This is a genomic window from Bradyrhizobium sp. WCU1 (genome assembly GCF_053474805.1).
In genome coordinates this window covers 6,406,572-6,433,308 of the sequence record NZ_CM130280.1, presented here as the reverse complement: position 1 = coordinate 6,433,308, position 26,737 = coordinate 6,406,572, and the positions used below count along the sequence as shown (strand labels likewise).

Annotated in this window: 30 protein-coding genes; 10 read left to right on the top strand and 20 right to left on the bottom strand. The window is 65.3% G+C overall.

The annotated features are described in order from the left end of the window. The first annotated feature begins 290 nt into the window (after window positions 1-290). Window positions 291-542, top strand: a complete 252-nt coding sequence (locus ACTUWL_RS30070; protein WP_021081774.1) for a hypothetical protein — start codon at window positions 291-293, stop codon at window positions 540-542. A gap of 63 nt (window positions 543-605) precedes the next feature. Here ACTUWL_RS30070 and ACTUWL_RS30065 read toward each other — a convergent pair whose 3' ends face one another. From ACTUWL_RS30065 to ACTUWL_RS30050, 4 genes are all read right to left on the bottom strand, one after another. Continuing rightward, on the bottom strand, window positions 606-929 hold the full coding sequence (locus tag ACTUWL_RS30065) for a DUF6719 family protein (protein ID WP_291731772.1): 324 nt from the start codon (window positions 927-929) through the stop codon (window positions 606-608). Window positions 930-1,026: 97 nt separating this feature from the next. Further along, window positions 1,027-1,746, bottom strand: a complete 720-nt coding sequence (locus tag ACTUWL_RS30060) for an outer membrane protein (RefSeq protein WP_021081776.1) — start codon at window positions 1,744-1,746, stop codon at window positions 1,027-1,029. 358 nt (window positions 1,747-2,104) lie between these two features. Continuing rightward, the gene (locus ACTUWL_RS30055; RefSeq protein WP_021081777.1) at window positions 2,105-2,545 is read right to left on the bottom strand and encodes a hypothetical protein; all 441 of its coding nucleotides are present in this window, start codon (window positions 2,543-2,545) and stop codon (window positions 2,105-2,107) included. A gap of 249 nt (window positions 2,546-2,794) precedes the next feature. Then, on the bottom strand, window positions 2,795-3,130 hold the full coding sequence (locus ACTUWL_RS30050) for a His-rich protein BRANT (protein WP_021081778.1): 336 nt from the start codon (window positions 3,128-3,130) through the stop codon (window positions 2,795-2,797). A gap of 283 nt (window positions 3,131-3,413) precedes the next feature. Here ACTUWL_RS30050 and ACTUWL_RS30045 point away from each other — a divergent pair, with 283 nt between their 5' ends. After that, window positions 3,414-3,965, top strand: a complete 552-nt coding sequence (locus ACTUWL_RS30045; protein ID WP_021081779.1) for a tetratricopeptide repeat protein — start codon at window positions 3,414-3,416, stop codon at window positions 3,963-3,965. 57 nt (window positions 3,966-4,022) lie between these two features. Here the strand turns inward: ACTUWL_RS30045 and ACTUWL_RS30040 are convergent, their stop codons facing one another. From ACTUWL_RS30040 to ACTUWL_RS29995, 10 genes are all read right to left on the bottom strand, one after another. Continuing rightward, window positions 4,023-5,252: an MFS transporter gene (locus tag ACTUWL_RS30040; protein ID WP_021081780.1), complete on the bottom strand. Its 1,230-nt coding sequence runs from the start codon at window positions 5,250-5,252 to the stop codon at window positions 4,023-4,025. 135 nt (window positions 5,253-5,387) lie between these two features. After that, the gene (locus tag ACTUWL_RS30035; protein ID WP_021081781.1) at window positions 5,388-5,666 is read right to left on the bottom strand and encodes a hypothetical protein; all 279 of its coding nucleotides are present in this window, start codon (window positions 5,664-5,666) and stop codon (window positions 5,388-5,390) included. Window positions 5,667-5,810: 144 nt separating this feature from the next. Beyond that, on the bottom strand, window positions 5,811-6,113 hold the full coding sequence (locus ACTUWL_RS30030) for a copper-binding protein (RefSeq protein ID WP_021081782.1): 303 nt from the start codon (window positions 6,111-6,113) through the stop codon (window positions 5,811-5,813). A 29-nt stretch (window positions 6,114-6,142) separates the two neighbouring features. Next, window positions 6,143-6,604: a cupredoxin domain-containing protein gene (locus tag ACTUWL_RS30025; protein WP_021081783.1), complete on the bottom strand. Its 462-nt coding sequence runs from the start codon at window positions 6,602-6,604 to the stop codon at window positions 6,143-6,145. A 35-nt stretch (window positions 6,605-6,639) separates the two neighbouring features. Continuing rightward, on the bottom strand, window positions 6,640-9,807 hold the full coding sequence (locus ACTUWL_RS30020) for an efflux RND transporter permease subunit (protein WP_021081784.1): 3,168 nt from the start codon (window positions 9,805-9,807) through the stop codon (window positions 6,640-6,642). Beyond that, complete coding sequence (locus ACTUWL_RS30015; protein WP_021081785.1) at window positions 9,804-11,252, bottom strand: efflux RND transporter periplasmic adaptor subunit; 1,449 nt, start codon at window positions 11,250-11,252, stop codon at window positions 9,804-9,806. The genes ACTUWL_RS30020 and ACTUWL_RS30015 overlap by 4 nt, the downstream gene beginning before the upstream one ends. Window positions 11,253-11,263: 11 nt before the next feature. Beyond that, entirely contained in the window at window positions 11,264-11,665 is a 402-nt protein-coding gene (locus ACTUWL_RS30010) for a FixH family protein (protein WP_021081786.1), read from the bottom strand. Window positions 11,666-11,767: 102 nt separating this feature from the next. Next, window positions 11,768-12,190: a hypothetical protein gene (locus ACTUWL_RS30005; protein ID WP_291732362.1), complete on the bottom strand. Its 423-nt coding sequence runs from the start codon at window positions 12,188-12,190 to the stop codon at window positions 11,768-11,770. A 74-nt stretch (window positions 12,191-12,264) separates the two neighbouring features. Beyond that, on the bottom strand, window positions 12,265-14,445 hold the full coding sequence (locus tag ACTUWL_RS30000) for a xanthine dehydrogenase family protein molybdopterin-binding subunit (protein ID WP_021081788.1): 2,181 nt from the start codon (window positions 14,443-14,445) through the stop codon (window positions 12,265-12,267). Between the two features lie 3 nt (window positions 14,446-14,448). Further along, window positions 14,449-14,910 carry a (2Fe-2S)-binding protein gene (locus tag ACTUWL_RS29995; RefSeq protein WP_021081789.1) on the bottom strand — a complete coding sequence of 154 codons (462 nt, stop codon included), beginning with the start codon at window positions 14,908-14,910 and terminating at the stop codon, window positions 14,449-14,451. Between the two features lie 181 nt (window positions 14,911-15,091). Between ACTUWL_RS29995 and ACTUWL_RS29990 the strand changes: the two genes are divergently transcribed. Next, window positions 15,092-15,973, top strand: a complete 882-nt coding sequence (locus ACTUWL_RS29990; protein WP_035653172.1) for a LysR substrate-binding domain-containing protein — start codon at window positions 15,092-15,094, stop codon at window positions 15,971-15,973. Between the two features lie 219 nt (window positions 15,974-16,192). On the opposite strand, the gene ACTUWL_RS29985 is transcribed toward ACTUWL_RS29990, so the two are convergent. After that, window positions 16,193-17,770 (bottom strand): S10 family peptidase, encoded by a 1,578-nt coding sequence (locus tag ACTUWL_RS29985; RefSeq protein ID WP_021081791.1) that lies wholly within the window; start codon window positions 17,768-17,770, stop codon window positions 16,193-16,195. 163 nt (window positions 17,771-17,933) lie between these two features. On the opposite strand from ACTUWL_RS29985, the gene ACTUWL_RS29980 reads away from it, so the two are divergent. The 3 genes from ACTUWL_RS29980 (at window position 17,934) to ACTUWL_RS29970 (ending at window position 19,954) form a co-directional block, all read left to right on the top strand. Next, entirely contained in the window at window positions 17,934-18,713 is a 780-nt protein-coding gene (locus ACTUWL_RS29980) for an NAD kinase (RefSeq protein ID WP_021081792.1), read from the top strand. A 107-nt stretch (window positions 18,714-18,820) separates the two neighbouring features. Continuing rightward, window positions 18,821-19,366, top strand: coding sequence for a response regulator (locus ACTUWL_RS29975; RefSeq protein ID WP_021081793.1), 546 nt, complete (start codon window positions 18,821-18,823; stop codon window positions 19,364-19,366). Between the two features lie 9 nt (window positions 19,367-19,375). Further along, window positions 19,376-19,954: an Hpt domain-containing protein gene (locus tag ACTUWL_RS29970; RefSeq protein WP_021081794.1), complete on the top strand. Its 579-nt coding sequence runs from the start codon at window positions 19,376-19,378 to the stop codon at window positions 19,952-19,954. Between the two features lie 60 nt (window positions 19,955-20,014). Here ACTUWL_RS29970 and ACTUWL_RS29965 read toward each other — a convergent pair whose 3' ends face one another. The 4 genes from ACTUWL_RS29965 to folE all read right to left on the bottom strand — a co-directional run bounded on the left by ACTUWL_RS29965 (window position 20,015) and on the right by folE (window position 23,614). Continuing rightward, on the bottom strand, window positions 20,015-21,196 hold the full coding sequence (locus ACTUWL_RS29965; protein WP_021081795.1) for a DUF2336 domain-containing protein: 1,182 nt from the start codon (window positions 21,194-21,196) through the stop codon (window positions 20,015-20,017). Window positions 21,197-21,360: 164 nt separating this feature from the next. Further along, on the bottom strand, window positions 21,361-22,365 hold the full coding sequence (locus ACTUWL_RS29960) for a transglycosylase SLT domain-containing protein (RefSeq protein WP_021081796.1): 1,005 nt from the start codon (window positions 22,363-22,365) through the stop codon (window positions 21,361-21,363). Window positions 22,366-22,476: 111 nt separating this feature from the next. Continuing rightward, entirely contained in the window at window positions 22,477-22,905 is a 429-nt protein-coding gene (gene hisI, locus ACTUWL_RS29955; protein ID WP_021081797.1) for a phosphoribosyl-AMP cyclohydrolase, read from the bottom strand. 28 nt (window positions 22,906-22,933) lie between these two features. After that, a complete protein-coding gene (gene folE / locus ACTUWL_RS29950) occupies window positions 22,934-23,614 on the bottom strand; it encodes a GTP cyclohydrolase I FolE (protein ID WP_021081798.1) in 681 nt (226 codons plus the stop codon). A 239-nt stretch (window positions 23,615-23,853) separates the two neighbouring features. Between folE and ACTUWL_RS29945 the strand changes: the two genes are divergently transcribed. Next, on the top strand, window positions 23,854-24,300 hold the full coding sequence (locus tag ACTUWL_RS29945) for an iron-sulfur cluster assembly scaffold protein (protein WP_021081799.1): 447 nt from the start codon (window positions 23,854-23,856) through the stop codon (window positions 24,298-24,300). A gap of 24 nt (window positions 24,301-24,324) precedes the next feature. Here the strand turns inward: ACTUWL_RS29945 and ACTUWL_RS29940 are convergent, their stop codons facing one another. Next, window positions 24,325-25,242 (bottom strand): COG3904 family protein, encoded by a 918-nt coding sequence (locus tag ACTUWL_RS29940; RefSeq protein ID WP_021081800.1) that lies wholly within the window; start codon window positions 25,240-25,242, stop codon window positions 24,325-24,327. Between the two features lie 310 nt (window positions 25,243-25,552). Here ACTUWL_RS29940 and yidD point away from each other — a divergent pair, with 310 nt between their 5' ends. The 3 genes from yidD to ACTUWL_RS29925 all read left to right on the top strand — a co-directional run bounded on the left by yidD (window position 25,553) and on the right by ACTUWL_RS29925 (window position 26,667). Beyond that, window positions 25,553-25,837, top strand: coding sequence for a membrane protein insertion efficiency factor YidD (gene yidD / locus ACTUWL_RS29935; protein WP_021081801.1), 285 nt, complete (start codon window positions 25,553-25,555; stop codon window positions 25,835-25,837). Window positions 25,838-25,949: 112 nt separating this feature from the next. Further along, window positions 25,950-26,117 carry a hypothetical protein gene (locus ACTUWL_RS29930; RefSeq protein WP_021081802.1) on the top strand — a complete coding sequence of 56 codons (168 nt, stop codon included), beginning with the start codon at window positions 25,950-25,952 and terminating at the stop codon, window positions 26,115-26,117. A gap of 223 nt (window positions 26,118-26,340) precedes the next feature. Beyond that, window positions 26,341-26,667, top strand: coding sequence for a GrlR family regulatory protein (locus tag ACTUWL_RS29925; protein ID WP_021081803.1), 327 nt, complete (start codon window positions 26,341-26,343; stop codon window positions 26,665-26,667). Window positions 26,668-26,737: the final 70 nt, after the last annotated feature.

The window sequence follows — 26,737 nt, the reverse complement described above, 5'->3', positions numbered from 1 at the left end:
GCCGCGAGCAGCACAACCGCAAGCGCGAGCTGCACGCGTTCGTAGGGGGGCTGGTGGATCGCTCTCATGGGCCGAAGCATCCGGCGATTCTACCCGGAGAGTCCCGGGGATTCTTTTTTCCGGGATTTACCGCTCATTAAGGACTCAGGCCCTCCGGCAAAAGGACCGAAATGACTCACAATTTCAGATGCTTGCTGTGGACCCGGCTCACGGTTCCGTGATTGGAACGGGTGATCTCCCCCGAAACCCAGAACCGTCATTGGCGTTGTCGCCGATTGGGGAACGACAAAATGCCGTACGCGCTATTCTATCAGGACACCAAGCTGAGCAAGGCGTATCCGACCGAGGCTGACGTCTGGAAGCTGGCCCGGAAATCGGGGCTGGTGGTGGATGCTGTCTCCGAGGAGGAGACGTCTTCGCCGCGCCCGGTGCTGGACAATGACTACGAGATCCGACCCTGCCAGCTCGATCCGAACGAGGACCCGGTCAAGAACAAGGCCGATGCCGATCGCGAAGCGCGGCAGGAGCCGCGGTTGAACTAGGCGACGGCAGATCGCCCGGCGCGCAGGAGCGGACCGGGTACCGGTGCGATCGTCGCGTTGCTCCTACGGCGTCGCCGTCGCCAATGAAGCCTGTTCGGCGGCGAGCGAAACGCAGATCTTCCGCCGATGCAGACCGCGGATTGCGCCCGTCACCTTGAGGACTTTGCCCGCCGTGCAGGACACGTCCTGGACCAGCACGACCTCATATGGCGCAAGCGACAAGGGTTCGGATTTAAGCACAGTCTGGGCAACGCACGGCACAGCGACCGCAGAGAGGATCAGCCCTAACGCAAAGCTACGCATTTTTGTTTGTCCACCAGCCCCGGCGTTCGCATAATAACGGATCACGATGAAAGTTCCGTGCAATGCAGGAATTATTTTTTGCATTGCACGATCAGGCGTGAATACCGGCTGAACAAGCAAACGTCAGGCCAAAAAAGGCCGCCACGGAGGCGGCCTTTGATGTTGATGGAAGAAGACGCAATCAGTAGCGGGAGCCCACCGGACCGCCCCAGCCGAAGCGGTAGTTGACCCCGACCTTGACGGTATGCTCGTCGTTCCGGAAGCTTGTGCCGACTAGGTCGGCCGGGCCGCTGGTGAAGTTGGTCTTGCCGAAATTGTAGTACTGGTATTCGGCCTTCGCCGACCAGTTCGGGGCGAACATGTATTCGAGGCCCGCGCCGACGGTATAGCCGTCCTTGTGGCCGCCGTCGGTGGTGAAGGCCGCCGGCACGCCGCCGACCGTCGCCGTGATGTTATTGTTGTCGCGCCAGGCGTAACCGCCCTTGGCGTAGAGCAACGCCGGACCCCAGGTGTAGCCAAGGCGGCCGGTCACCGAACCGAGCTGGTCGGTATTCCCGGTCACCAGCGTCCCGCCGGGGAGCAGCACGCCATTGTTGTTCGAGGAACTGGGCAGCCAGGAGTACTGCGCCTCGACGCCCATCACCCAGTTGGGCGCGAACTGATAGTCGAAGCCGCCCTGCACGCCGCCCATGAAGCGCGCATCGCTGCCCATCAGGTTGGTGCCGTCGGTGAACGCGCCGCCGACATGGCCGCCGATATAGAAACCGGTCCAATTGTAGACGAGCGCCGGTGCGGTATAGGGCGGCGGGGCCTTGGTATAGGTGCGAGCCGGCATGTCAGCCGCAAACACCGGGCCCGCGAGGGCGACCAGCGCGACTGTGCCGAGCAAAAACGTCTTCATCTCTGATCCCCGTTACGAACGCTGCGCTGTTAAACCAAACAACGTGACGTCAATTAGGTTGCCTTGGGGCAATGCCAGACCCGTGATGTTTCCGAGCTGTAGCGGGGTCGCAACAACGCCCGCTTGTTCCTTGGCGCAGAAGGTTTTTCACAGGTTAAGCAGCCGTATTTCGGCTGTATGTAAGTCGCAAACGGCTAAGGTGAAGTTCAGCACTCCCCGAAAAGTGATCGGAATTCGCTCACGAACTGGTCAGGGCTGCGACAGGCCGCCGCGGCCTATGGCGCGGGCATGATCTTCGCGCAAACGCTCCGTGCTTGTCGCGCGGGCAAACCGCTTCACGCTTTCTTCCGGATCACGCCTAGCGCGCCATTTTTTCCAGTTCCGGAAATGCCGCGTAGGATGCGCCGGCGCAGGGCTCGGCGGGATTGTCGAGAATGCGGTCGAGCCGGCCGTCGACGAACATGATCCCCCGCTCCCGGGTCGGGCGATAATTGCCGTCGGTCTCCCTGGCGCTGTAGCGCACGCACACCATGTAGCGAAGCCGGCCGCCGATGGTGCGCTGCGCCGGGTCGGCAATGGCCGCCTCGCGGACCCCGACCGGATTGTTCAGGTAGATACGCATGAAAGCGACGATCTGCTCGCGATAACGGTCGGGAAACGGCTGGTTGGCGACACCACGATCGTCGGTGAACGTGGTCGAACCGCCGCCGTCATCGCTGGTGAGGCAACCGGCGAGCGGAATCGAGAGCAGCAGGATTGCCGCCAGTTTTGATGATGTCCGCAAGGTCAGCTGTTTCATGGGTCCCCGGCCGGTCTCATAAACCGCCAGGCGGGGAATTCGCAACTCGGTTATTCCGGCCCGCGACGGCGGGTCTCAACTGAAGCCAAACGCACTCCGGCCCGCCGCCATTGGGGAAGCAATGGACGGACGGGCCGGTTCTGCATCCCTGCGCAAAGGCTTTGCCTTTGTCGCTGAGGGCGTAGCGGGGCAATGTGGAGCGAACTACGCCCCAGGGATCAGACTCGAGATCAGTTCAGCCTCGCTCGATCAGCCACGCTTGGCCGGCACGACGTGCTTGCTCGCGACCTTGGCGTGAACGTGCTTGGTCGCGTGCTTCGGCGACTTCACCTTCAGCATGCCCATGTGCTTGTGGTGGCGGTGATGGCGATAGTGCTTGTGGTGCAGCTTGGCGTTGGCATTGCGCACCTTCGACGGCAGCTGCTCGCTCTTGATGACAGGGGCGGCCTTGGTCGCCGGGGCAGTCGTCGCCGGGGCGGTGGTGGTCGCGGGCGCGGGGGTTGCGGTCTTGCCGGTTTCGGCGGCGAGCGCGGGCGCTGCGATGACGGACACGGCGAGCAGCGCGGCGGAAATCGTCTTCAACATGGTGGTCCTCCTCTTCGGGATCGAGAGGTCTCCGGCCGGATGGTCGGCCTCACCGATCAATGCATGCGACCTTAGGGGCCGCGCACTGAACCCGTTCTGAAGGGCATGGACGGAATTCATTCATGTGAATGACATCTTGGTCATGTTGCCCGCTCCTGCGGGTCGCAGTCCTCACGCAATCGTGGGATCGGCCGGGAATGTTCTGCACCCTCGGGTGTTCAAGTCAGCAGGCTTGGGTGTAGGATTACCGAGCACGATCAGGAACGATCAGGAGCAACCAGGAATGAGCAAGACGACGAAGTTTCTAGGCCTCGCAGTGCTCTCGATGACGCTCGCCGCCGGGCCGGTCATCTCGGCCTACGCCGCCGGCAGCGAAAATCCCTCGCCGCCGGCGTCCGACAGCGGCAGCAGCAAGGGCAAGAAGGCGGCCAAGAAGGACAAGAGCTCCGCGATCGACGATCAGAAGTTCCTGGCCGGCTACCATGCCGCCTATGCCACGATCTACGACAAGCACGACTATACCGCCGCGATCGAGCAGCTGAAGGCGCTCGGCCAGGACGATCGTGCCGACGTCGCCAATCTGATCGGCTACTCCTATCGCAAGCTCGGCGACTACAAGGTCTCGCAGATCTGGTACGAGCGCGCGCTCAAGGCCGACCCGGCCCATGTGCGCACCTGGCAGTATTACGGCCTCTGGCAGGTCGAACAGGGCAACCGCGACCAGGCGCAGTACCATTTGAACCGCATCGCCCAGCTCGCCGGCACCAACAGCGACGAATACCGCTCGCTCGCTGCAGCACTCGAGAAGCCCCCGGGCACCGGCCTGGTTTACTGAGCGATCCAACGATCGTCTTGATCAAGCCGGCGTGGTCAAACGACTACGCCGGCTTTTTCATGACGACGTCGCAGCGATCCCGACCTCGCGCCGGCGGCGACCGAGAACGGCGAGCATGACCAGCGCGCCGACCGAACAGGCGAACGCGAGCTCCAGCACGGCGTTGCTGCCGAACCGGGTCAGCAGATAAGCCAGCGCCGGCGGCGAGGCCGCCGAGATCAGGTTCAGCGGCAGCGCGATATGCGACGACGCCTTGGCAAATTCGCTCTTGTCGTAGAACACCAGCGGGATGGTCGCGCGCGCCACCGCAAGCGCGCCGCTGCCGAGGCCGTAAATCAGGATGAAGGCTGCGATCGCCGCGTAACTGCCGTGGCCGACGATCAGGATCAGCATCGCGACCGGCAGCAGCGTGCCGGCGAACAGGCCCGTCGTGATGCCGTCCCAGCGGCCGCCGCCGAGGAAGTCGATCGCGCGCGCCGACACCTGCACGATGCCGAGCGTCGAGCCGAACGCGACCGCCTCGGCGGCCGATAGCCCCTGCGCCTTCAAGAGCTCGACCAGCACCGCGCTGAAGCCGAAGCTGACAAAGGCGTTGAGCGCGATCGCGGCGACCACCAGAACGAACGTGCCCCTGCCCACCGGCGGCGTTGCCGTCGCGCGATCCGGTGTCGATACCGTCTCGGCCTCATGGGCTGCCCGGCGTGGCAGCCCGAACGTGTAGAGCGGCAGGCAGACCAGCAGCATCGCCGCGGCGTAGACCAGGCAGGTGCCGCGCCAGCCCAGCGCCTCGGCGAGGAACGCGGTGGTCGGCCAGAAGATGCTGCTGGACAGCCCGGTGACCAGCATCAGCGCGCCGATCGCGCCCTTCGCGTTCCGCCCGGCCACCTCGTTCAGCATGATGTAGGCGGCCGTGCTCAACGCCGCGCTTCCGGCCATCCCGAGGATCGTCCAGGCAATGAAGTAGCCCGCGGCCCCATGCGCGCAGGCGAGAGCGACGAAACCGAGCCCGGCAACCGCGCTGCCGGTCATCATCACCCGCCGCGCCCCGACGCGCCGGAACGGTCCCGCCAGCAGCGGCCCGCACAGGCCCATGGTCACGTAGAGCGTCGAGGTGCCGCCGAACACCATCGGCAGCGAGACATGGAGGTCGGCCGCAATCCGGTGGCCGGCAATCGCCGGCAGGCCAAGGGTGCCCCAGCCGAAAACCTGCGCGACGGCAAGAACGAGCAGCACGCCGCCGATCTGCCGGTCGATACCTAGAAACTGTGCCCGGCTCGTCCCGGCCATGAGTCCACCGCATTCCAATCAGAACGCTGGGCTAACCGACCTGGCATGACGGGATCAAGACAGAGCTGTGCCGAGCCGGCCTGGTCCGGCGAAACCCCCAAGAATAAATCCAGGAATCCGGATATTTGCAGATAGTTACGGGTAGTGTTCGAGCCGCCGCTCGGGCTTCTGCGGACGGCTCGCGCCGACCGTGTTGGCATCGGCGGTTTCCCCCGGCTTTGCCGGGCGCGCGGCTCGCTCGATCGCTGGGCCGCTGTCGCCGGTCTTCCTGCCATTGTTCAGCGCCTGGCCAGTGGTGCTCGGGTCGACCGCCTGGCCCACCCCCACTGAGCCCGCCGAAGGCCCGGAGCTTTGCGCCAACACGGTCCCCGACAGCATCAGAGCTGCCATCAGTATCGCCGCGTTGACTGTCATGAGGGGGCCTGCTGCGCATCAAATGATGCACGGCAACGCATCGCTGCCACGGACGTTCCCGCGACCCCATCATTTTAGGTAAATGCGTGGCCAATGCCGCCTGCCTGGCCACGCGTCTGACCATCCGACGTTGCGGCCGTCGCCTCACTTCGCCTTCTGGATCGCGGTGACGGTGTAGCCGCCGTCGCCCTCCCGGGCTTCGAACTTGACCTTGTCGCCGACCTTCACCTGCTTGAGCAGCGCGGGATCCTTGACCCGGTAGACCATCGTCATCGGCGCCTCCATGCCGAGGCTCTTGGCCGGCCCATGCTTGAGCGTGATCTTGCCCGCGCCCTCGTCGATCTTCTTGACCTCGCCATCGATATCAGCGGCCTGCGCGAACGCCGCGCCCAGGCTCAGAGCCAGCATGAGCAGACCAGCGCCCGCAAGGTGGATCATCCTGTTCATCGCTATCGTCCTGTTGCTCGTTGGTGGCTTCATTTCACGATGATGCGGCCGGTCATTCCGTAGTCGCGGTGATCGGGGATCAGGCAGGAATATTCGAACGTCCCGGCCTTGGTGAACTTCCAGACGATCTCGGCACTCTTCTTCGGCGCGAGACGGACGCCGTTCGGATCGTCATGCTCCATGTGCGGATGCTTCTTCATCACTTCGGCATGCCTGAGATTCTCCTCGGTGGTCGCGAGCAGGAATTCGTGATCCTCGGTGCCGACATTCCTGATCACGAAGCGGATCTGTTCGCCGCGCTTGACCTCGATGCGGAACGGCGTGAACTCCATCTCCTTCATCTCGACCTCGACGGTGCGCGACGGCTTGGTGGGATCGCCGGGCTCGCCGGCCGAATAGGATTGGTGACCGTGATTTTCGTGTGCGCGCGCCGGCGCTGCCGCGACCGACAACGCAACGAGCGCAATGCAGGTTATGGTGAGGCGATTCATTGCATTCTCCATTTCAAAAAAGTGGCTTGTCCAGGTCATAGCTGCGGTTGTTGGCGGGCGACGGCTGCACCGACCTCTCGCTCCGGTACCTTCACGCGGATCTCGATCCCCTTCACGATGGCGAAGATCGCGGGGATCACGATCAGCGTCAGCAAGGTCGAGGAGATCATGCCGCCGATCATCGGCACCGCGATGCGCTGCATGATCTCGGAGCCGGTGCCGGTGCTCCACAGGATCGGCAGTAGCCCGGCCATGATCGCGACCACCGTCATCATCTTCGGGCGGACGCGCTCGACCGCGCCCTCGATGATCGCCCTGTGCAGGTCGTCGCGACCGATGCGCCGCCCCTCGGCGGCGCAGCGCGCCCTCGCCGCCTCCAGTGCGTGGTTGAGGTAGATCAGCATCACGACGCCGGTCTCGGCGGCGACGCCGGCCAGCGCGATGAAGCCGACCGCGACCGCAACCGACAGATTGAAGCCGAGCGCCCACATCAGCCAGAGCCCCCCGACCAGCGCGAACGGCAGCGACAGCATCACGATCAGGGTCTCCGCCACCGAGCGGAAGTTGAGGTAGAGCAGCAGGAAGATGATTGCGAGCGTCACCGGCACCACGATCTTCAGCCGGGCTGCAGCGCGTTCGAGATACTCGTACTGCCCGCTCCAGACCAGATAAGTGCCCGGCGGAAACAGCACGCTCGCCTGCACCGCGCGCTGTGCGTCGGCGACATAGCCGCCGAGGTCGCGGTCGCGGATGTCGACATAGATGTAGGTCGCGAGCTGGCCGTTCTCGGTCCGGATCGAGCTCGGCCCGCGCGCCGGCGTGACGTTGGCGACCTCACCGAGCGGCACCGCGCCGCCGGCCGGCATCGGTACCAGGATGTCGTTTGCGATTGCGCCGGGATTGTCGCGCAGGTCGCGCGGGTAGCGCATGTTGACGGTGAAGCGCTGCCGCCCCTCCACCGTGGTGGTGACGCTCTGGCCGCCGAGCGCGGTCGCGATCGTGTCCTGCACGTCCTGCACTGCGATGCCATAGCGCGCCAGCGCCTCGCGGTTCGGCGTGATCTCGAGATAGTAGCCGCCGAGGTTACGCTCGGCATAAGCCGACGAGGTCCCGGGCACGGCCTTGAGCACCTGCTCGACCTGCCGCGCGAGCTTGTCGATCACAGCAAGATCCGGGCCGATCACCTTGACGCCGACAGGCGTGCGGATGCCGGTCGAGAGCATGTCGATGCGCGCCTTGATCGGCATCGTCCAGGCGTTGGAGACGCCGGGGAATTGCAGCGCCTTGTCCATCTCGGCGATCAGGCCGTCGAGGGTGAGGCCCTTACGCCATTCCTGCTTCGGCCTGAGGTTGACGACGGTCTCGAACATCTCGGACGGCGCCGGATCGGTTGCCGTGGCGGCGCGGCCGGCCTTGCCATAGACCGAGGCGACCTCCGGAAAGCTCTTGATGATGCGGTTCTGGGTCTGCATCAGTTCGGATGCCTTGGTCACCGAGATGCCCGGCAGCGTGGTCGGCATATAGAGCAGCGTGCCCTCGTTGAGGTCGGGCATGAACTCGGTGCCGAGCTGCCGCGCCGGCCAGACGGTCACAGCGAGCGCGCCGAGCGCCAGCAGGATCACCAGCGTCTTGGCCTGCAACACGCCGTGGATGACCGGACGGTAGATCCAGATCAGGAAGCGGTTGATCGGATTCTTGTGCTCGGGAATGATTTTGCCGCGCACGAAGATCACCATCAGCGCCGGCACCAGCGTCACCGACAGCAGCGCGGCCGCCGCCATCGCAAATGTCTTGGTGAAGGCGAGCGGCGAGAACAGCCGGCCCTCCTGCGACTCCAGCGTGAAGATCGGCATGAACGACACGGTGATGATGAGCAGGCTGAAGAACAGCGCCGGCCCGACTTCGGCCGCCGCCTCGATCAGGATCGACACCCGCGACTGGCCAGGCTTGGCGCGTTCCAGATGCTTGTGCGCGTTCTCGATCATCACGATCGCCGCGTCGATCATGGCGCCGATCGCGATCGCGATGCCGCCGAGGCTCATGATGTTGGAGCCGATCCCGAAAAACTTCATCGCGCCGAACGCCATCAGCACACCGACCGGCAGCATCAGGATCGCCACCAGCGCGCTGCGGACATGCAGCAGGAACACGATGCAGACCAGCGCGACCACAACGCTCTCCTCGAGCAGCGTGCGCTTCAGCGTGTCGATCGCCGCATAGATCAGGTTGGAGCGGTCATAGACCGGCACGATCTCGACCGATTTCGGCAGGCTGGTCGCGATCTCCCTGAATCGCTTCTTGACGTTCTCGATCACGTCGAGCGCATTCATGCCGAAGCGTTGCAGCACGATGCCGCTCGCCACCTCGCCCTCGCCGTTCAGCTCGGCGATGCCGCGCCGCTCATCGGGCCCGAGCTCGACGCGGGCGACGTCGCGCAGCAACACCGGCGTGCCGTTGTCGGTCTTCAGCACGACATTGCCGAGGTCGTTGATGTCCCTGAGATAGCCTTTGCCGCGGATGACGTATTCGAATTCGGAGAGCTCGACGGTGCGGCCGCCGACATCGGCATTGCTGGCGCGGATCGCATCGCGCATCCGCTGCATGGTGATGCCACGGTCGCGCATCCGCTGCGGATCGAGGATCACATTGTATTGCTTGACGAAGCCGCCGACGCTTGCCACCTCGGCGACGCCTTCGGCCTTGGCCAGCGCGAATTTCAGGTTCCAATCCTGGATCGTGCGCGTATCGGCGAGGTTCAGCTGCTTCGACATCACGGCGTACTGGTAGACCCAGCCGACCCCTGTCGCATCGGGCCCGATCGTCGGCGAGACGCCGGCCGGCAGCCGCTGTGACGCGCTGTTGAGAAATTCGAGCACGCGCGAGCGCGCCCAGTAGATGTCGGTGCCGTCCTCGAAGATGACATAGACAAAGGACACGCCGAAGAACGAGAAGCCGCGCACGACCTTGGATTTGGGCACCGTCAGCATCGCCGTGGTCAGCGGATAGGTGACCTGGTCCTCGATCACCTGCGGCGCTTGCCCCGGATATTCGGTGTAGACGATGACCTGGGTGTCCGAGAGATCGGGGATGGCATCGAGCGGCAGGTGCAGCAGCGCATAGAGCCCTGCGGCCGCCGCGAAGCCGGTGCCGAACAGCACCAGCAGCAGGTTGCGCGCCGACCAGGTGATCACGCGGGCGATCATGGCTTGCCTCCATCCATCATCTCGCTTCCGCCCGCCGCCTGCTTCGCGCCGGCCTCGGCAAACCCCTTGATCGCCGCCTTCAGATTGCTTTCTGCGTCAATCAGGAAAGTGGCTGAGGTGACGACCGCATCGCCCTCAGCGATCCCATCTCGGATCTCGACATAGCCGTCGCCGCGTCGCCCGAGCTTCACCTCACGCGGCTCGAACCGCCCGTTGCCGCGGTCAAGCAGCACGGTCTGCCGGCTGCCGGTGTCGAGGATGGAATTATCGGCGACCGTCAGCACCGGCGCCGCGCTGCCGGTGTCGATCTCGGCGTCGACATACATATCCGGAAGCAGCGCGAGATCGGCATTCTCCAGCTCGATCCGCACCCGCGCGGTGCGTGTCTCCTTGTTGACCTGCGGATAGATCATGCTGATCTTCCCCGCGAACGCGCGGCCGGGATAGCTGCGAGCCCGCACCGTGACATCCTGCCCGACCCCGATATTGCCGAGATCGCGCTCGGCGACGTCGACCAGCGCCCACACGACGGAGACGTCGGCGATCCGGAACAGCACGTCACCCGGCTGCGCGCGCATGCCCTCGATCGCGGCGCGTTGCAGCACGATGCCGTCGCGCGGCGACGACCACGGAATTGCGATCGGCACCGTCCGGCTCTTCTCCATGTCGGCAATGACGGCCTCGGGGACGTCGAGATTGGTCAATCGCTGCTTGGAGCCTCGCCCGTAGGGCTCGATGCCTGCGGTCGCCTTCGACGTGATGGTCGCGACGTATTCGGCCGCAGCCGACGAGATCGCCGGGCTATAGACCTCCATCAGCGGCTGCCCCCTGGTCACCCGGCTGCCGGTCGTGACGTCGGCGACCTTCTGCACATAGCCCTCGGCGCGCATCGCGATCACGGAGACGCGCCGTTCGTCGAGCTGGATCGTGCCGGGGGCGCGGACCAGCGTGCGGATGCGGCGCATCAGCGCGGCCTCCGACTTGACGCCGGTGCGCTGGATCTTGCCAGGCGACAGCGTGATCGAACCGTCATCGCTGTCCTCGCCGTCATAGACCGGGATGTAGTCCATCCCCATCGAGTCCTTCTTCGGCACCGGCGAGGTGTCCGCAAGCCCCATCGGGTTGCGATAATATTTGACCTTGCGCTCGCTCTTCGCGGCCGCGGACTTCGCATTCGCCGGCTGTTCGGGCTCACCGGATTGCGCATCGGCCTCCGGGAACACCGGCAGATAGTCGCGCCCGTCGGGCGTCTGCTTCGGCGTCGCCGAGTAGAGCGGCTTGCCGTCGGGATCGCGGTAATAGATCGGCGCAGCGCTCTCCGCCGCCTGCACGGCGGAGACGATGGCGGCGGTCGCCGGCCGCGGCGGCAGGCCGCGGGCGGTCCATGCGGCGCCGGCCACTGCGGCGATCGCAGCGGCAGCGCCGGCCCATATCAAGGGCCGCATCGCTCGAGAGCTCATTGCTCGGCCGTGACGACGAGCTTGCTCTCGACCGAGCCGGTCTCGCCCTGCACTTTAGCGCCGAGCGACAATTGCCAGCGGCCGGCCATGCCGAAGGTCGCCTTGAACCGGTAGGTGCCGGGTTCAGTCGACTGCATCGGCGTCACCTTGGTGGCCATCTCCTGCATGCCGTCGGGCGCCATATCGAGCCGGGTCGAGAAGATGACTGCGTCGGAGACGGCCTTTCCGGTGCTCTTGTCGAGTAACCGCACCGAAACGACGCGATCCGCGCCGGCCTTGACGGTCGGCTGAACGAGTTGGAATTCGTAGTTCTTGATCTCGGCATGGGCGGGCGCGTGGGCCAGGGCAACGCCGATCAGCGCGGCCGCAGCGGCGCGCGCGAGGTGGAGAGACTTCATTGGTAATAATCCTCGATACGTCTGATGGACCGCATGAGCGGCATGCGAAGGCACGCGCGCCGTCAGGCGCACGCGTCAGCGATCAGGCGCGTCAAGCGCCTGTCAGACGTTGGTTCGAGGCGGATGATCCGGAGGCTTGGCGCCGAGCCCGTCAAGCAGACGGTCGTCGCGCGGGGCGAAGCCATTCCGTGACGGCTCGCGCGCGATCAGCGACATCGCCCCGGCAGGCGCCGACAGCGAGACGCTGAGCATGCAGAGCGCAAGGAACGGACAATCGTCGCAGCCCTTGCTCTTGGTCTGGTCCGGACAGCAGGGCATGTTGTCGGCCATATCCTGCATGGACATGGCTTCGTCGGACACCATGCCGGACATGACATGATCCGGCATATCATCGTGACCGGACATCGCCTGCATGGCGGTGGCCGACGTAAGCGGCATCGTCCGGGCAAACGCCGACGCCACGGGCGCGAGCAACAGCCCGGCCGCGACGAGCAGCAGAATCCAGAAATTGACGAGCCGCCTCATTTGCATGCCCGCTTGTCGCACGGATCAGTGGAACCTGCAAATCCGTGCGACTTCACGATCGCGCCAGTGGCACCTCACGCCTGCTTTAACACCGCCGGATCGACGGGCATCTTCCGCAACCGCTTACCGGTCGCCGCGAAGATCGCGTTGCTGATCGCGGGCACGATGCCCGATGTCCCGGTCTCGCCCATGCCGCCGGGCGGCTCGGTGCTCGGCACGATATGGACCTCGATCGCCGGAGCCTGATCGATCCGCAGCATCTGGTAGCTGTCGAAATTGGTCTGCTCGACGCGACCGTCCTTCAGCGTGATCTCGCCATAGAGCGCGGCGGTGACGCCGAAATTGATGCCGCTCTGCAGCTGCGCCTGCACCGTGTCGGGATTGACCACGGTGCCGCAGTCCATGGCGCAGACCACGCGGTGGACGCGGACTGAGCCATCCTTTGCAACCTCGACCTCGGCAATCAGTGCAAGGTAGCTGCCGAACACGAACTGCAGGGAGACGCCGCGTCCGCGCCCCGCAGGCAGCTTGCCGCCCCAGCCGGCCTTGGCCGCAGCGAGTTCCAGCGCCGCCTTGGCGCGCGGCGACTTGCCAAGCAATGCCTTGCGATACTCGACCGGGTCCTGCTTCGCGGCCGCCGCCATCTCGTCGATCATGCTTTCGGTGACGAACACGTTGTGCGAGGGACCGACGCTGCGCCAGAACGCGGTCGGGATACCGGGTGGTTCGACCCGGACATATTCGACGTGGAAGTTCGGGATGTCGTAGACGAGATCGATCGCGCCTTCCGTCGTGTCGGGATCAAGACCGTTGCGGAACGCCGGCGGCGCCCAGCGCGCGATCACAGAAGAGCCGGCGAAGCGATTGTTCCAGGCGATCGGCTTGCCGGATGCATCGAGCCCGACCGAGATCCGGTCGCACCAATACGGCCGGTACATGTCGTGCTGAATGTCCTCCTCGCGGGTCCACACCAACTTGAGCGGCGCATCGACCTGCCTGGCGATCTGCACGGCGCGGATCACGCCATCGACCTCGAGCCTGCGGCCAAAGCCGCCGCCGAGTAAATGATTGTGCACCACCACCTTCTCCGGCGGCAGGTTCAGCAGCTTCGCGGTCACCGCCTGCACACGCGAAAGCGCCTGGTTGCCGACCCAGATCTCGCAACCATCGGGGCGCACATGCACGGTGCAGTTCATCGGCTCCATCGTGGCATGGGCGAGGAACGGCAGCTGATAGGTCGCCTCCACTTTCGTCGCCGCACCCGCCAGCGCGTTGTCGGCGTCGCCGATATTCTGCGCGACCGCGCCCGGCTTGGTGGTGGCGGCTTCGAGCTCGCGCGCGATATCTGCGGTGGCAAGCTTGGCGTGCGGCCCCTCGTCCCACTCGATCGTGAGCGCCGCGAGACCTTTCTTCGCCGCGCCCATGTGATCGGCCACCACGGCGACCGCGTCATCAAGTGTGACGATCTGGCGCACGCCGTTGACGGCCTTTGCCGCCGCATCGTCCACGCGCTTCACCCGGCCGCCGAACACCGGCGACTGCGCCAGCGTCGCGACCTTCACCCCGGGCGGCCGCGCGTCGATGCCGTAGACCGCCGTGCCGTTGACCTTCGACGGCGTATCGAGCCGCTTGGCCGCCGTGCCGATCAGCTTGAACTCGGCCGGGCTCTTCAGCGTCACATTCTCCGGCACCGGCATCTGCGCCGCATCGGCCGCGAGCTCACCGTAGCCCAGCTTGCGTCCGGAGGCCGCGTGATGCACCTCGCCGTTCTCGGCGCGGCATGTGGCGGGCTCGACGTTCCAGCGCTTCGCCGCAGCTGCGACCAGCATCGCCTTCGCTGTGGCGCCGGCTTTTCGCATCGGCTGCCATGCACCGCGCATCGCATTCGAATTTCCGGTCGCCTGCACGCCGAGCAGCGGGTTGGCATAGAGCTTGTCGCTCGGCGGCGCATGCTCGAGCTGCACCTGATTCAGGCCGATCTCGAGCTCCTCGGCGATCAGCATCGGAATCGAGGTGTAGGTGCCCTGCCCCATTTCGACGTAGGGCATGGTCAGCACGACCTTGCCGTCGCCACCAATCCGGACGAAGGCATTCGGCGCGAAGTCGCCGGCCGCCGCCGCGGCCTCGCTCTCGCGGCCGGCGAACGGCAGGTTCACGCTGAGCAGCAGGCCGCCGCCTGCGATTGCGCTGGCGCGGAGGAAGTTGCGTCGCGACAGATCGGCGGCGCGTTCAGACAGATTGTCCATCAGCGTCATGGCTCAACCTCCCGACTGCGCGGCTTGCTTGATGGCGTCGCGGATGCGGACGTAGGTCCCGCAGCGGCAGATGTTGCCCGACATCGCATCATCGATATCGGCGTCGGTCGGCTTCGGCTTGCTCGCGAGCAAGGCTGCCGCCGACATGATCTGCCCGGACTGGCAGTAGCCGCATTGCGGCACCTCATGCGCGAGCCAGGCGTCCTGGATCTTCTTGCCCGCCGCAGTCCCGCCGACCGCCTCGATGGTCGTGATCTTGGAATCGCCGATGCTGTCGATCGTCGTGATGCAGGAGCGCACCGCGGCGTCGTCAAGATGCACCGTGCAGGCGCCGCACAGCGCCATGCCGCAGCCGAACTTGGTGCCGGTCATGCCGAGCACGTCGCGCAGCACCCACAACAACGGCGTATCGCCGTCGGCGTCGACCGAATGACTGGTCCCATTGATCGTGATCTGGAAGGGCATCCTGACACTCCTGTCCTGGTTCGAGACCCCTGCCGGCCGCGCCCTCCGGGCGTGGCCGGCCACATTCCAAAGCAATCGTGTGCTTCCTCGCGCCGATTGCCCACTCATGGTAATAAATAGAAATCCAAAGCATCAAAAGCGGCGCTTTGATCCGCAGTGAAGTAACCATTGGTTTATAATCATGGATCGACTGACCAGCATGTCCGTGTTCGCCCGCGTCGCCGATCTCGGCTCCTTCACCGCGGCAGCCAAGGAGCTGCGGATATCGCCGACCATGATCGGCAAGCATATCCGCTTTCTGGAGGACCGGCTCGGCTCGCAATTGATCAACCGCTCGACGCGGCGACAGGGCCTCACCGAACTCGGCCGCAACTATCTCGATCACTGCAAGCACCTTTTGGTCGAGGCCGAGGCTGGCGATGCGCTGGTCGAGGAAGCCTTGAGCGCGCCGCGCGGCAGGCTGCGCGTGGCGACATCGGTTGCCTTCGGTTCCTACAGCCTCGCTCCGGCGCTGGTTCGTTTCATGAACAAGTACCCGGAAGTGTCGGTCGACCTCATCCTCAGTGACAAGATGGTCGACCTGCTCGAAGAAGGGCTGGATGCCGCGATCCGGGTCGGCACGCTGACCGACTCCACGATGATGTCGCGCTCGCTGTCGCCCTACACCGGCGTGGTTTGCGCTGCGCCGAGCTATCTCGCCGAACGCGGCACGCCGACCCACCCAAGGGACCTCGCCGCTCATGAATGCCTACGCTATCCCGGCTGGTCGGACGCGCAACGATGGAGCTTCCTCGGACCGGAAGGCGAAGTGCAAGTCGATGTCACAAGCCGCCTCTTCATCAACAGCGCGTTCGGCATCCGCTATGCGGCCCTCGCCGGCGCCGGCATCGTGCTGATGCGCGACGAACTGCTCGCCGAGGACATCGCCGCGGGCCGGCTCCAGGTCCTGCTGCCGAACTACACGACGCAAGCCCGCGCGCGTCAGATCCTGTGGCCGAGGAACCGCAAGATGACCCCGAAGCTGCGCGCCCTGATCGACTTCATCGTGGAGACCTATGGCTAATCATATCGCGAGAACGCGAATGCATGGCTCTTGATGCTGCAACAAATCCGCCGTCGTCCCGGCGAAGGCCGGGACCCATCAACCACGAAAAGCTTATTGTTGAGCACTACTCGAACGACGAGTCACACCCACAACATCCGCCGCGGCGTGTGGGTCCCGGCCTTCGCCGGGACGACGCAGTGATGCCGCGGTGACAAAATTCAGCTCGCCGGACACCCCTCACTTCACCAGCGCCTCGACCTCCTTGCGGAACGCTTGGCGCGAGCTGTCGCGGGAGTAGAACATGTGTCCACCCGGATAGACCACGAGCTTGGTGCGGCTCGGACCCGCAAAGGCCGGCAGCTGGTCGAGGATGATCTTGGAGGCGAAGTACGGCGTCGCGAGGTCGAACAGGCCGTGGCCGATCAGGAGTTTCAGCTTGGGATCGAGCGCCAGCATCTGGCGCAGCTGCGTCACCGACTCCGTTGGATTGATGCCGTGACCGAACTCCCAGGCCTTGTTCACGTTCTCGCTGAGCAATTGATAGGAGCCGTCCGGCCGCCAGTTCAGTCTGCGCGTGGTGAGATCGACGGCAGCGCTGGTCAGCGGCGCCATCAGGGGATCGCCGGAGGGATCGTTGAAGCGGAAGTAGCTGGAGTCCGGATAGGGATCGAAGCCCTCGACCGAGGCGTCGTAGCGGCCGGTCACCTTGCCGTTCTTGCGGTCGAACTCACGGCGGAATTCGCCGATGTCGAAGCGGCCGGCGAGCCTGCGGCTCACCGCTTGATCGATGCCGGTCAGGCCGGCCACCTTGTCGGCGAGCCGCGTGGTGGCTTCGGTGTCGGCCTGGCCCTTGACGAGGTCGAGCAGGAAGTCGCCGCGCGCGTAGGCCTCGACGTCGGCGAGATTCTCGCGGGTCACCGGCCCCTTGGCCTGCCGCGCCACCGCCGCCATGGTCGGCAGGCTTGCGACATATTGCAGGAGGCTTGAGCCGGTATAGTCGCGGAAATCGAGCACCGGCGAGATCAGGATCAGGCCGCGCGGGCCGACGCCCTGCTGCATCTGCAGATTGCGCACCACCTTCGGCCCGCGGATGCCGCCATAGCTTTCGCCGGTGACAAATTTCGGCGAGGTCAGCCGGTCGTATTTCTCGAGCCAGCGGCGGATCACCAGCGCGATCGAACTGGCGTCGCCGTCGACCGTGAAGAAACGTTTGCGCGCCTCCTCCGATGTCGTGACGAAGCGGCTGTAGCCGGTGCCGACCGGATCGATGAAGACGAGATCGGTGAAGTCGAGCCAGGTGTCGGCATTTGGCTGCAACTCCGGCGAGGCCGAGGACACTGCGCCGTCACCATCGAACGGCAGCCGCCACGGCCCGACATTGCCGAATTGCAGCCAGGCCGACGCAGAGCCCGGGCCGCCGTTGAACAGGAAGGTCACCGGACGGCTCGCCTTCTCGGCGCCGTCGAGCTGGTAGGAGGTGTAGGCGACGTCGGCGAGCGCCTCGCCCTTGTCGTCGAACACGCGGATCGAGCCCGCGGTCGCGCTGAAGTTCAGCGTGCGGCCGGGCAGCGCGACCGATTGCTTTGTGGTGGAGTCCGGCGGCAGCCGATGTTGCTCGGGCGTCGATCCACTGCCGGCGGCGTTGGCGCCTGGACTGGCCCCTTCGCCACGCCCTGCCCGCCCCTTCTGGCCGCTTGGCGCCTGCGCGCTCGGCGACGGCGATGGCTGAGGGGTCTCGTCGTCGGCCCGCGCCGCGGTTGCAAGGCAGGCCACCAGCAGCGCTGCCGCGAGCCGTGTCGCAAAACTGTTAGCCATGCCGTTCACTCCCTGGGCCGACGTTTACGCATTCCGCCATCAAACTGCGGTAGCTTGGCGACGCCCGCAAGACATGCGGTCCGGTTTCCGGGCCATCTCGACAAGGTCGCCCGGGATGTATAGACGAGCGCGGCGTAATCCGGGCCAAAAGAGTTCGTGAGCGATGGCTAGCCCCAAGCGGTATGACAAGATCGCCTTTGTCGCCAGCGCGAGTGCGGAAGCACAGACCGCGCTTGAGCAGCTGACCGCGATGTACGGCAACCATCTCCCTGCCGATGCCGACGTCGTGGTTGCGCTCGGCGGCGACGGCCTGATGCTGCAAACGCTGCACGCCAACATGCGCAGCAACAAGCCGATCTACGGCATGCACCGCGGCACCGTCGGCTTCCTGATGAACGAATATTCTACGCATGATCTGCGCACCCGGCTTTCCGCCGCGCGGGAGTCGCTGATCAATCCGCTCCTGATGCGCGCGACCGACATCCACGGCGCCGTGCATCTGCATCACGCCATCAACGAGGTGGCGCTGTTCCGGCAGACCTACCAGGTCGCCAAGCTGCGCATCCTGATCGACGAGCACGAGCGGATGGCGGAGCTGATGGCCGACGGCATCCTGGTGGCGACGCCGGCCGGATCGACCGCCTACAACCTTTCCGCCCAGGGCCCGATCCTGCCGATCAACGCGGCGCTGCTGGCGCTGACCCCGATCAGCGCGTTCCGGCCACGGCGCTGGCGCGGCGCGCTGCTGCCGAATTCCGCCTTCGTGGTGATCGAGGTGATCGAGGGCGAGAAGCGCCCGGTCGCCGCGGTCGCCGACCATGACGAGGTCCGCGACGTCCGCCGCGTCGAGGTGCTCTCCGACAAGACCATCGCGATGCGGATGCTGTTCGACCCCGGCCATTCGCTGGAGGAGCGCATCCTGCGCGAGCAGTTCGGCTACTGACGGCCGCGCCTGCCGCTGCCCGGCAACCAATCATTAACCCCGGGCGGGATATGGTTAACGTCGGGTAATACCGCATTTGGCCCGGTATGCCCGTTCGGGACCGGACCATGTATCGCATCGATTTCAACAAGCTGCGATTTCTGATTTGCGACGACAATCCGCACATGCGCCGCATCCTGCGGACACTGCTGCATTCGTTCGGCGCGCGCGAGGTGTATGAGGCCGAGGACGGCGCCACCGCGCTCGAGATGTACACGCACTATGTGCCCGACATCGTCATCACCGACTGGTCGATGCCGATCTTCGACGGGCTCGAGCTCGCGCAGATGATCCGGCAGCCGGAATCCAAGGGAAATCCCTACGCGCCGATCATCATGCTGACCGGGCATTCCGAGAAGCGCCGCGTCACGGTGGCGCGCGATGCCGGGGTCACCGAATTCCTGGCCAAGCCGATCTCGGCCAAGGGGCTCTACCAGCGCATCATGAACGTGGTCGCCAACCCGCGCCCGTTCATCAAGACCAAGACCTATTTCGGGCCCGACCGCCGCCGCAACACCACCAACACCTATATCGGCCCCGAGCGCCGCGGCAGCGGCGAGGTCGAGGTGCTGCAACAGCCGTCGCTGCTCGATAAGGCGCGCTCGACCATCTAGGATATCGCCATGGCGAAAGACAAACCCGGGACGATCGAGGTCAAGAGCTTCGGCACGCACCACGTCATCACGCAGCCGAATCCGCTGCGCAAGATGCTGCTGCGCGTCCCCGAGAGCGATCTCGACGATCCCGTCGGCCGTGCCGAGAAGGCGCTCGCCGGACTGTCGGGCGAGTTCAAGGAGTGGATGACGATCGAGGCCGACCGCCTCTCCGCCGCGCATGCCACCGTGCTGCGCGAGGGCTTCAACGACAAGACCCGCGAAGAGCTGTTCCGCGCCGCGCACGACATCAAGGGCGACGCCGCAACCTTCGGCTATCCGTCGGCAGCCGCAGCAGCAGAGAGCCTGTGCCGCATCATCGAGCACGCGCCCGATCTCGCCGCGGTGCCTGACCAGCTGATTGCCCATCACATCAACGCCGTGCAGGCGATCGTGCGCAACCGCACCAAGCTCGACACCGCGGTCGTCGCCGGCGTGCTCAGCAAGCAGCTCCGCGGCATCGCCGATGAGTTCCTGACCCACGCCAATCGCGACCGCCCCGAGCATCTCGAGGCCATCCTCGCGCCGAGCATCGTGCCGGGCGAATAGCGGCGCGCCGCGGCTTGCGGCCCCGGCTTCAATCATCGTCAATTGCAGGAAGCGCGGCCTTCAGGCCGCGATGAGATCGTCGTCGCTGGGCAGCACCGCGAGCGCGTCTTCGGCGGCGAGTTCCTCGCAGAACATGCGGGCATCCTCGCGGGCCGATTCGGTCGCAAAGCGACGCAGCAGGATCAAGAGCGGCTCGGCCGCCGAATGGTCGGTCTCGCAATGGGTCAGCACCCGCTCGACCATGCGGCGATGCAGCCGCGCCGCGCCGTCGCCGCTGTCGACATAGCCGACCTCGTGGCTGGCCTCGAGCGCGACGCGGAACGCCGCGTAGGTCGATTCCGGCAGGCCCGCACGCCGCAGCAGCGCCTGCAGGCCGTTGCCGCCGCGGTCGTTCAGCAGCGCGGAGACGCGGCCATAGGGCAGCCCGGACAATTCGGCGAGCGCCGCCCCGAACAGGTCGAGATTGCCCGACAGCAGCGCGCGCAGGATCAGCCCGGCAGTGAGCTGGCCGGTGGCGCGCAGATGCGTGATCAGGTTCTGCATGTCGTCGCCAAAGGCCCGCGCGGCGATGTTCACCGTTGAACGTTCTTTCGCCTCGCCGGCGATCCGGTCGGCGCGGTCGGCGCCGAGCCAGTTTCGTGCCACGACGAACTGCGCCAGCGTATCGGAAAGCTTTGCGACCAGCGCCAGCCGCGTCGCCGACGGCAGGTCCTCCAGCGCCAGCATCGATTCCCTGATCGCCGCAAGATGGCCGTGGCGCTCGACGATGCGGTCCCAGGAGAACGGCGCAAGGCCGGCATAGGGATTCTCGATCAGCTCGAGCGCAGCCGCTGCCGAGCCGACCTCGGCGATCGCGGCAGCGATGGAGGCCGGAAGATTGACGCGGCGCGCGATCGCGCACTGCATCTCGTCGCAGCCGGTCGCGACGATGTCGACGAGATCGGCATCGATCAGGAGCGGTGAATGCTCCAGCACCGGCAGCGCGATCGCCGGCTGGTCGGCCGCCAACGCCTGCACGATCGCAGCAGGCGCCTCCGCGCTATATGCGAACACCTCGGCCATCGCCTGCCGCACCAGCGGCGACGGATCGTCGAGCAGCATCAGCAGCGCGCCCTCGGCTACGATGCGATCGTCCTCGGTGAGATCCGAAATGAGCCAGGCCCGGGCCAACGCCCGCGTCGCCTCTGCCCGCTCGCCTGCCGGAGCGGTTCTAATCCAACTAATGAACTGCCGAACGATCATGGTCCTGCCGGCTTACGCAACGAGACGGCATCGACATACGACGCCACTACAAGGAAAAATAAACCATGACGCTTAACAAAGGGTTCACCATAAACGTTTGGGATTATTGACGTTTCGTTAAGACGGCCAAGGCGCGCGGCTTCGCGCCTGCGAAACCGGCAATGCTAGCTGTTGCTGTAGGTGCCGTTCGGATCGCTGAACAGATCAAGCCGCCCGGGCGCGCGGACCTTCGGCGTCGCCGACGTGGTCAACGCAGAGGAGTTGCCCCACAACTCCTGTACGGCCGGCGAGATCGGTTGCGGACGGTCCCCGCCCTGGTAGAGCGAGCGGAAGGCCGGCGCCGGCTGCGCCGATGCCACGGTCGAGGTCGCACCGGCTGACGAGGCCGCACTGGCGTTCGGGAACGTCGAGAGATACGACGCAGTGTCCATCGACACCGCTTGCGTCGGCGCGGCGCTTGCCATCGCGTAGGGGCTCATGGTGTCGCCGCCCGCCGCAGCAAAGGCGGTGCGCGTGTCCTTCGAATTCGCCGCCGCGGCGTAGCGCGTGGTCAGCACCGAATAGACCTGGCTGACGCTGCGCGCGCTGCCCGACTTGTCGTAGAAGATCGACTGGTTCGCCGCTGCCGCCTTCGGAAACATCGCGGCCGCATTGGCGCTCGGACTATCCTCGGCGCTCAAGATCAGCTTGCCGGCACCGCCGACGCCCATGAAATGCGCCATATAGAGCTCGGCGTCGGTCGGACGACGGCCGAGCGTGCCGGTGAGCTTGAAGCTGTTGGATTGCGTCAGAGCCGCCGCCATCGACGACGCCGCATCGGGGTCGTCGCGCAAATTCATGACCGCGTTGCGTGCCGAGGGGTCGCTGACCGAATAGCTGCCGTCGGAGTTCTTGGTGATGGCATTGGCATATTGACCGTAGCCGAGCTGGCTTCCCGCCTCCTTGACGGTGCCGAGCCAGGTCTGGTCGATGAATTGATAGAGTCCATGCGCCGACGAGGTCGTGGCGCCGGCCCGCGGATTGAAGTTGGATTCCATCTTCGCGGTGGTGAGCAGATATTCGAAGCTCGTACCGGTGGTGGCCGCCGCCTGCTTGATCGAGCCGGCGACCTTCAGGCGCGAAGCATCGACACCTGCCGAAGCCGTCGCATTGAAGAGGTCGACCGCCATTGATCGGGTGCCTTGCGGGGTGCCGGCAATCGGCACCCATGTGCCGTCAACCTGCCGTAATTATGGTTAACGGCACGTTAAGGCGCCGGCACGGCGGCAACGCGGAGGCCGCTATTTACGGTAGACCTGCGCCGGATCGAACAGGCGCTCGGCATCGACGAAGGACAGGCTGACGGCTCCGCCCTCGCCCTTCACCGCGCGATAGAAGCAGGAGCGCCGTCCGGTATGGCAGGCGGCGCCGATCTGCTCGACCTTGAGCCACACGGCGTCTTGATCGCAATCCATCCGGATCTCGACCACGCGCTGGGTCTGGCCCGAGCTCTCGCCTTTGCGCCACAGCGCATTGCGCGAGCGGCTGAAGTACCAGCCCTCGCCGGTCGCGATCGTCTTGCGCAGCGCTTCGTCGTTCATGTGCGCGACCATCAGCACGTCGCCGGTCGCGACATCGGTCGCGACGCAGGTCACAAGACCGGTCGCGTCGAATTTGGGCCGGAAGTCGAGCCCCTCTTCGCGGTCGTGATCGTGGGTCGATGCGGACACGGCAAACCTCGCTCGAGAGAATGCGAGGTTACCGGTTCGGTCCTCGCACCAGGGACAGGAAACGCTGCTGCTCCGCCGGATTGTCGCGGAACATGCCGGTGAAGCGGCTGGTGAAGGTCGACGCGCCATGCTTGGCGACGCCGCGAACCGACATGCAGGTGTGCTCCGCCTCGATCAGCACGGCAACGCCGCGCGGCTTCAGGACCTCGTCGATCGCAGCCGCGACCTGGGCGGTGAGATGCTCCTGGGTCTGCAGGCGGCGGGCGAAGATGTCGGTCAGCCGCGCCAGCTTGGACAGGCCCACGACGCGCTCCACCGGCGTATAGGCGATATGCGCCTTGCCGTAGAACGGCATCATGTGATGCTCGCACTGCGAGGTGAATTCGATGTCGCGGACGAGGACGAAATCGTCGTAACCGGCGGTCTCGCCGAAGGTGCGGTTCAGCACTTCGGCCGGGCACTGATGATAGCCCTGATAGAGCTCGTCATAGGCTTCGACGACGCGGCGCGGCGTGTCGAGCAGGCCCTCACGGCCGGTGTTCTCGCCGATATAGGCGAGCAACGTCTTCACGGCCTCCTCGGCCTCCGCCCGCGACGGGCGCGGCTGGTCGGCACGAACAGCCGCCGCCATGAATTCCGAGGGGTCGAGCTCGCCGGGCTTGGCGTCGGCCGGCTTGTTGGGGCGAAGCGATTTGATCAAGGCGTCCATGTCTTCTCCGTTCGACCGGCCCGGCATCTGCCGTGGGGCCGGATGTGTCACCGGGCAGACGGGGCGGATCATCGAACCGCCGGACGCCTGAGTCCCATCTTTGTAGCACCAGCGCGACGAATGTGGGCCGCGTTGGCCGCATGGCCGGGCTATGTTTCCGGCACTGCCGTCCATATATAGGACGGTGAAACCCAACCGCCAAGAGCGCCCGGCACGGCCGGAACCAGGCATCTGTCCCCATGCTGAACGACATTTACAACAAGCGGATCATCGAGTTGGCCGGCAATATTCCGCGTCTCGGACGGCTGTCCGAGCCGGACGCCAGCGCCACCGCGCACTCCAAATTGTGCGGCTCGACCGTCAAGGTCGACCTCAAGATGGACGGCCCTGTCGTGACCGACTTCGCCCATGACGTGAAGGCATGCGCACTCGGCCAGGCCTCCTCCTCGATCATGGCGAGCCATGTGGTGGGGTCGACCGCGGAAGAGCTGCGCGAATTGCGCGAGACCGTCCGCAAGATGCTAAAGGAAAATGGCCGGCCCCCGCAGGGCGGCAAATGGGCCGACATCGCGCTGCTCGAGCCGGTGCGGGACTACAAGGCCCGCCATGCCTCGACGCTGCTGACCTTCGATGCAGTGGTCGATGCGATCGGCCAGATCGAGGCCAAGGCAAAGCAGCCAGCGTAGAGCTTGCTGCCGGCCCAAATCCTGTTACTGCGCCGGCTGGACCGGCGGGGGCGCTGAGGTGCCGGCAATCGGCACCACGACCTCGGCGGTCTTGGTTGCCTTCGCGGCCTGCGGCTGCGCCTCACCTTCCATCGCGCTGCTGACGAAGCGATCGCCGTTCTTCAGCTTTGCGTCGGCGACGGGAATTGAATTGTCCTGCCGCGGCAACACGTCGGCGACGGCATCCGTTGTGACCAGATTGGTCAGCCGCAATTCAGCCGCCGACAATTCGTGCAGGTCTTCCCACGGCGGCACGCTGAGTGCGAGCGACAGCAGCTCACCCGCGCCGCCCATGTCGAACGTGTACTTGGCGAGACGGCCGATATCGCGCTCGACGATCATCAGGTCCTGCGCGGTGTAGCTGGCGGCTTTGGCATCGTCGGCGCGATCGCCCATCCAGATCTGATGCACGCGGACATGGGCGGCCGGCGGCACATAGCGCGTCTTGCCCGACAGCAGCAGGAACACGCACATCGACTCGCAATAGGCATCCGGCAACACGCTGGCGCGGTCACCCTGCGCGGCCTGATTGACGACGCTGGTGCCGACCGTGGTCAACGCGCCGAGACCGCGGAAACGACGGCCGAGCGCGATCGCGTCGTTGACCGAGCCGCCGCTGGAGTCGAGCACGATGGTGGCGCCGTTGAGCTGGCGGCTGCGCGCGAACTCGTCGAACTCCTTGGGGCTATCGGCCGTGATGATGCCGACCGCCGACACCCAGCCGCGGCAATTCGGCTGGCAGGCGATCCAGCTGAACTTCATCGGCAGCTTGCGCTCTTCGAGGGTCGAACTGGCCTGCGCGGAACCTCCCGCCGTCGTCACCGTTCCGGAAACCGCGAAGCAAAAGGCGACGGCGCCGGTGAGCGCCCAACTGCGCAACGAGAGCGACCTGACGAGCCTCAATTTGGTTCCTTCCCCCAAGCCCCTGGTGATACGAGCGGTGGCAACGGCCCCATGGCAAAGCGCCACGATTCTGTCATCGGCGCGTTATCGGAACGGTAGCCCTGCTGACCTGGACCGTCCATAGGACCCTTGCTGCGGTGCCAATCGACCTGTGCGTTAATTTCGAACTGTGGCGTAAATATCTGCGACAGCACGGTTCCTTGGCTTGGAACCCCCGCAAGACTACGTACATAGTTGCGTGATGCAGCCGACAGATCATCCGACGTCACACCTCCAGCGATGCACGGAATGTGCCAGCATCGCGCGCCGCATGCCGCGCAATGTCGGCCGCGCCTTGATCTGGGTCTACCGGCACACGCTGTCGCCGCTGGTCGGTTACAACTGCCGCCATCTGCCGACCTGCTCGGTTTATGGCGACGAGGCGATCGAGCGCTTCGGGCTCTGGGCCGGCGGCTGGATGACGCTGGCGCGGCTGCTGCGCTGCCAGCCCTGGGGCACCTCGGGAATCGATAACGTGCCGCCGGTCAAGCCGCCGGGCGCGCACTGGTACGTACCCTGGCGCTACGGCCGCTGGCGCGGCGTCAACGACAGCTGATCAATTGCTGCAGCGCTCCCAGGCGCGGCTCGCATTGCTGCCCGGCGGAACTGGGGCGATACTTGGCGCATTGTTTCCGTGCCCCTTGCGGTTCCTTGGGGAGGAAATAACAATGCGCTGGAAAATCAGCCACGACGGTCACGATCCCCGGCAGATCGATTTGCTGGCCGTGCTTGCCTTGCTCGTCGTGATCATTGCCGCCTACGGCTACTTCACTCACAATGCGACCAAGCCGAGCACAACGGCATTCATCGTGCCGAGCCAGAGCGTGAAGTGGTGACGCAGCGCGCGCCCATCACCGGCTAGTGCCAGCCCCAGACGTCGTCGGACGGCGGCGCTGGATGATCGTCGCATTGTTGGCGAGGATGAAGCTGCGCGCCTGCCCTCATCCCGCAGGCATTGTGGTGTTGACGGCCGCGCGATTTTGCGATGCGCGGCATTGTTTGCACCCCGCTCGCACCATAGGCTGCCGCCATTGGGACGAACATTTTTGGAGATGGGCATTGCAGGAAGGCTTGTACAAGCTCGAATTTCACACCGTTCACGGCACCGGCACCGGGGTGCTCTACGCGACCAACGGCAAGCTTCGCGGCGGCAACTCGGCCTTCGCCTTCGTCGGCAACTACAGCGACCGCGGCGACGGCATTCACGTCAAGGTCTCGACCCAACGGCACAATCCCGATCCAGCCTTCCGGCCACTGTTCGGGACCGACATGATCACGTTGACGCTGAAAGGCACAGCAAACGGCGACATGGTCGACTTCGAGGGCGAGGCGCTGCAGCTGCCGGGCGTCAACTTCAAGGCGTTCCTGACGCGGATCGCCGACTAGGACAGGTTCGAGCGACGTTGGTGCGACTTGGGCGCGGGTTCACGCGGAGAGCGGCGTCAAGACGAGAAAC

What these genes read in the sequence shown, in the direction of transcription:
- ACTUWL_RS30055 (WP_021081777.1), bottom strand. Translation starts at nt 2,545, where the DNA reads ATGAAACAGCTGACCTTGCGGACATCATCAAAACTGGCGGCAATCCTG.
- ACTUWL_RS29970 (WP_021081794.1), top strand. Translation starts at nt 19,376, where the DNA reads ATGGCGAAAGACAAACCCGGGACGATCGAGGTCAAGAGCTTCGGCACG.
- ACTUWL_RS30045 (WP_021081779.1), top strand. Translation starts at nt 3,414, where the DNA reads ATGAGCAAGACGACGAAGTTTCTAGGCCTCGCAGTGCTCTCGATGACG.
- yidD (WP_021081801.1), top strand. Translation starts at nt 25,553, where the DNA reads ATGCCGCGCAATGTCGGCCGCGCCTTGATCTGGGTCTACCGGCACACG.
- ACTUWL_RS29985 (WP_021081791.1), bottom strand. Translation starts at nt 17,770, where the DNA reads ATGGCTAACAGTTTTGCGACACGGCTCGCGGCAGCGCTGCTGGTGGCC.
- ACTUWL_RS30030 (WP_021081782.1), bottom strand. Translation starts at nt 6,113, where the DNA reads ATGAACAGGATGATCCACCTTGCGGGCGCTGGTCTGCTCATGCTGGCT.
- ACTUWL_RS29945 (WP_021081799.1), top strand. Translation starts at nt 23,854, where the DNA reads ATGCTGAACGACATTTACAACAAGCGGATCATCGAGTTGGCCGGCAAT.
- ACTUWL_RS30000 (WP_021081788.1), bottom strand. Translation starts at nt 14,445, where the DNA reads ATGACGCTGATGGACAATCTGTCTGAACGCGCCGCCGATCTGTCGCGA.
- ACTUWL_RS30065 (WP_291731772.1), bottom strand. Translation starts at nt 929, where the DNA reads ATGCAAAAAATAATTCCTGCATTGCACGGAACTTTCATCGTGATCCGT.
- ACTUWL_RS29965 (WP_021081795.1), bottom strand. Translation starts at nt 21,196, where the DNA reads ATGATCGTTCGGCAGTTCATTAGTTGGATTAGAACCGCTCCGGCAGGC.
- ACTUWL_RS30070 (WP_021081774.1), top strand. Translation starts at nt 291, where the DNA reads ATGCCGTACGCGCTATTCTATCAGGACACCAAGCTGAGCAAGGCGTAT.
- ACTUWL_RS30005 (WP_291732362.1), bottom strand. Translation starts at nt 12,190, where the DNA reads ATGAGGCGGCTCGTCAATTTCTGGATTCTGCTGCTCGTCGCGGCCGGG.
- ACTUWL_RS30010 (WP_021081786.1), bottom strand. Translation starts at nt 11,665, where the DNA reads ATGAAGTCTCTCCACCTCGCGCGCGCCGCTGCGGCCGCGCTGATCGGC.
- ACTUWL_RS30035 (WP_021081781.1), bottom strand. Translation starts at nt 5,666, where the DNA reads ATGACAGTCAACGCGGCGATACTGATGGCAGCTCTGATGCTGTCGGGG.
- ACTUWL_RS29990 (WP_035653172.1), top strand. Translation starts at nt 15,092, where the DNA reads ATGGATCGACTGACCAGCATGTCCGTGTTCGCCCGCGTCGCCGATCTC.
- ACTUWL_RS30020 (WP_021081784.1), bottom strand. Translation starts at nt 9,807, where the DNA reads ATGATCGCCCGCGTGATCACCTGGTCGGCGCGCAACCTGCTGCTGGTG.
- ACTUWL_RS29980 (WP_021081792.1), top strand. Translation starts at nt 17,934, where the DNA reads ATGGCTAGCCCCAAGCGGTATGACAAGATCGCCTTTGTCGCCAGCGCG.
- ACTUWL_RS30060 (WP_021081776.1), bottom strand. Translation starts at nt 1,746, where the DNA reads ATGAAGACGTTTTTGCTCGGCACAGTCGCGCTGGTCGCCCTCGCGGGC.
- ACTUWL_RS29930 (WP_021081802.1), top strand. Translation starts at nt 25,950, where the DNA reads ATGCGCTGGAAAATCAGCCACGACGGTCACGATCCCCGGCAGATCGAT.
- ACTUWL_RS30050 (WP_021081778.1), bottom strand. Translation starts at nt 3,130, where the DNA reads ATGTTGAAGACGATTTCCGCCGCGCTGCTCGCCGTGTCCGTCATCGCA.
- ACTUWL_RS29960 (WP_021081796.1), bottom strand. Translation starts at nt 22,365, where the DNA reads ATGGCGGTCGACCTCTTCAATGCGACGGCTTCGGCAGGTGTCGATGCT.
- ACTUWL_RS29975 (WP_021081793.1), top strand. Translation starts at nt 18,821, where the DNA reads ATGTATCGCATCGATTTCAACAAGCTGCGATTTCTGATTTGCGACGAC.
- folE (WP_021081798.1), bottom strand. Translation starts at nt 23,614, where the DNA reads ATGGACGCCTTGATCAAATCGCTTCGCCCCAACAAGCCGGCCGACGCC.
- ACTUWL_RS30015 (WP_021081785.1), bottom strand. Translation starts at nt 11,252, where the DNA reads ATGCGGCCCTTGATATGGGCCGGCGCTGCCGCTGCGATCGCCGCAGTG.
- ACTUWL_RS29995 (WP_021081789.1), bottom strand. Translation starts at nt 14,910, where the DNA reads ATGCCCTTCCAGATCACGATCAATGGGACCAGTCATTCGGTCGACGCC.
- ACTUWL_RS30040 (WP_021081780.1), bottom strand. Translation starts at nt 5,252, where the DNA reads ATGGCCGGGACGAGCCGGGCACAGTTTCTAGGTATCGACCGGCAGATC.
- ACTUWL_RS30025 (WP_021081783.1), bottom strand. Translation starts at nt 6,604, where the DNA reads ATGAATCGCCTCACCATAACCTGCATTGCGCTCGTTGCGTTGTCGGTC.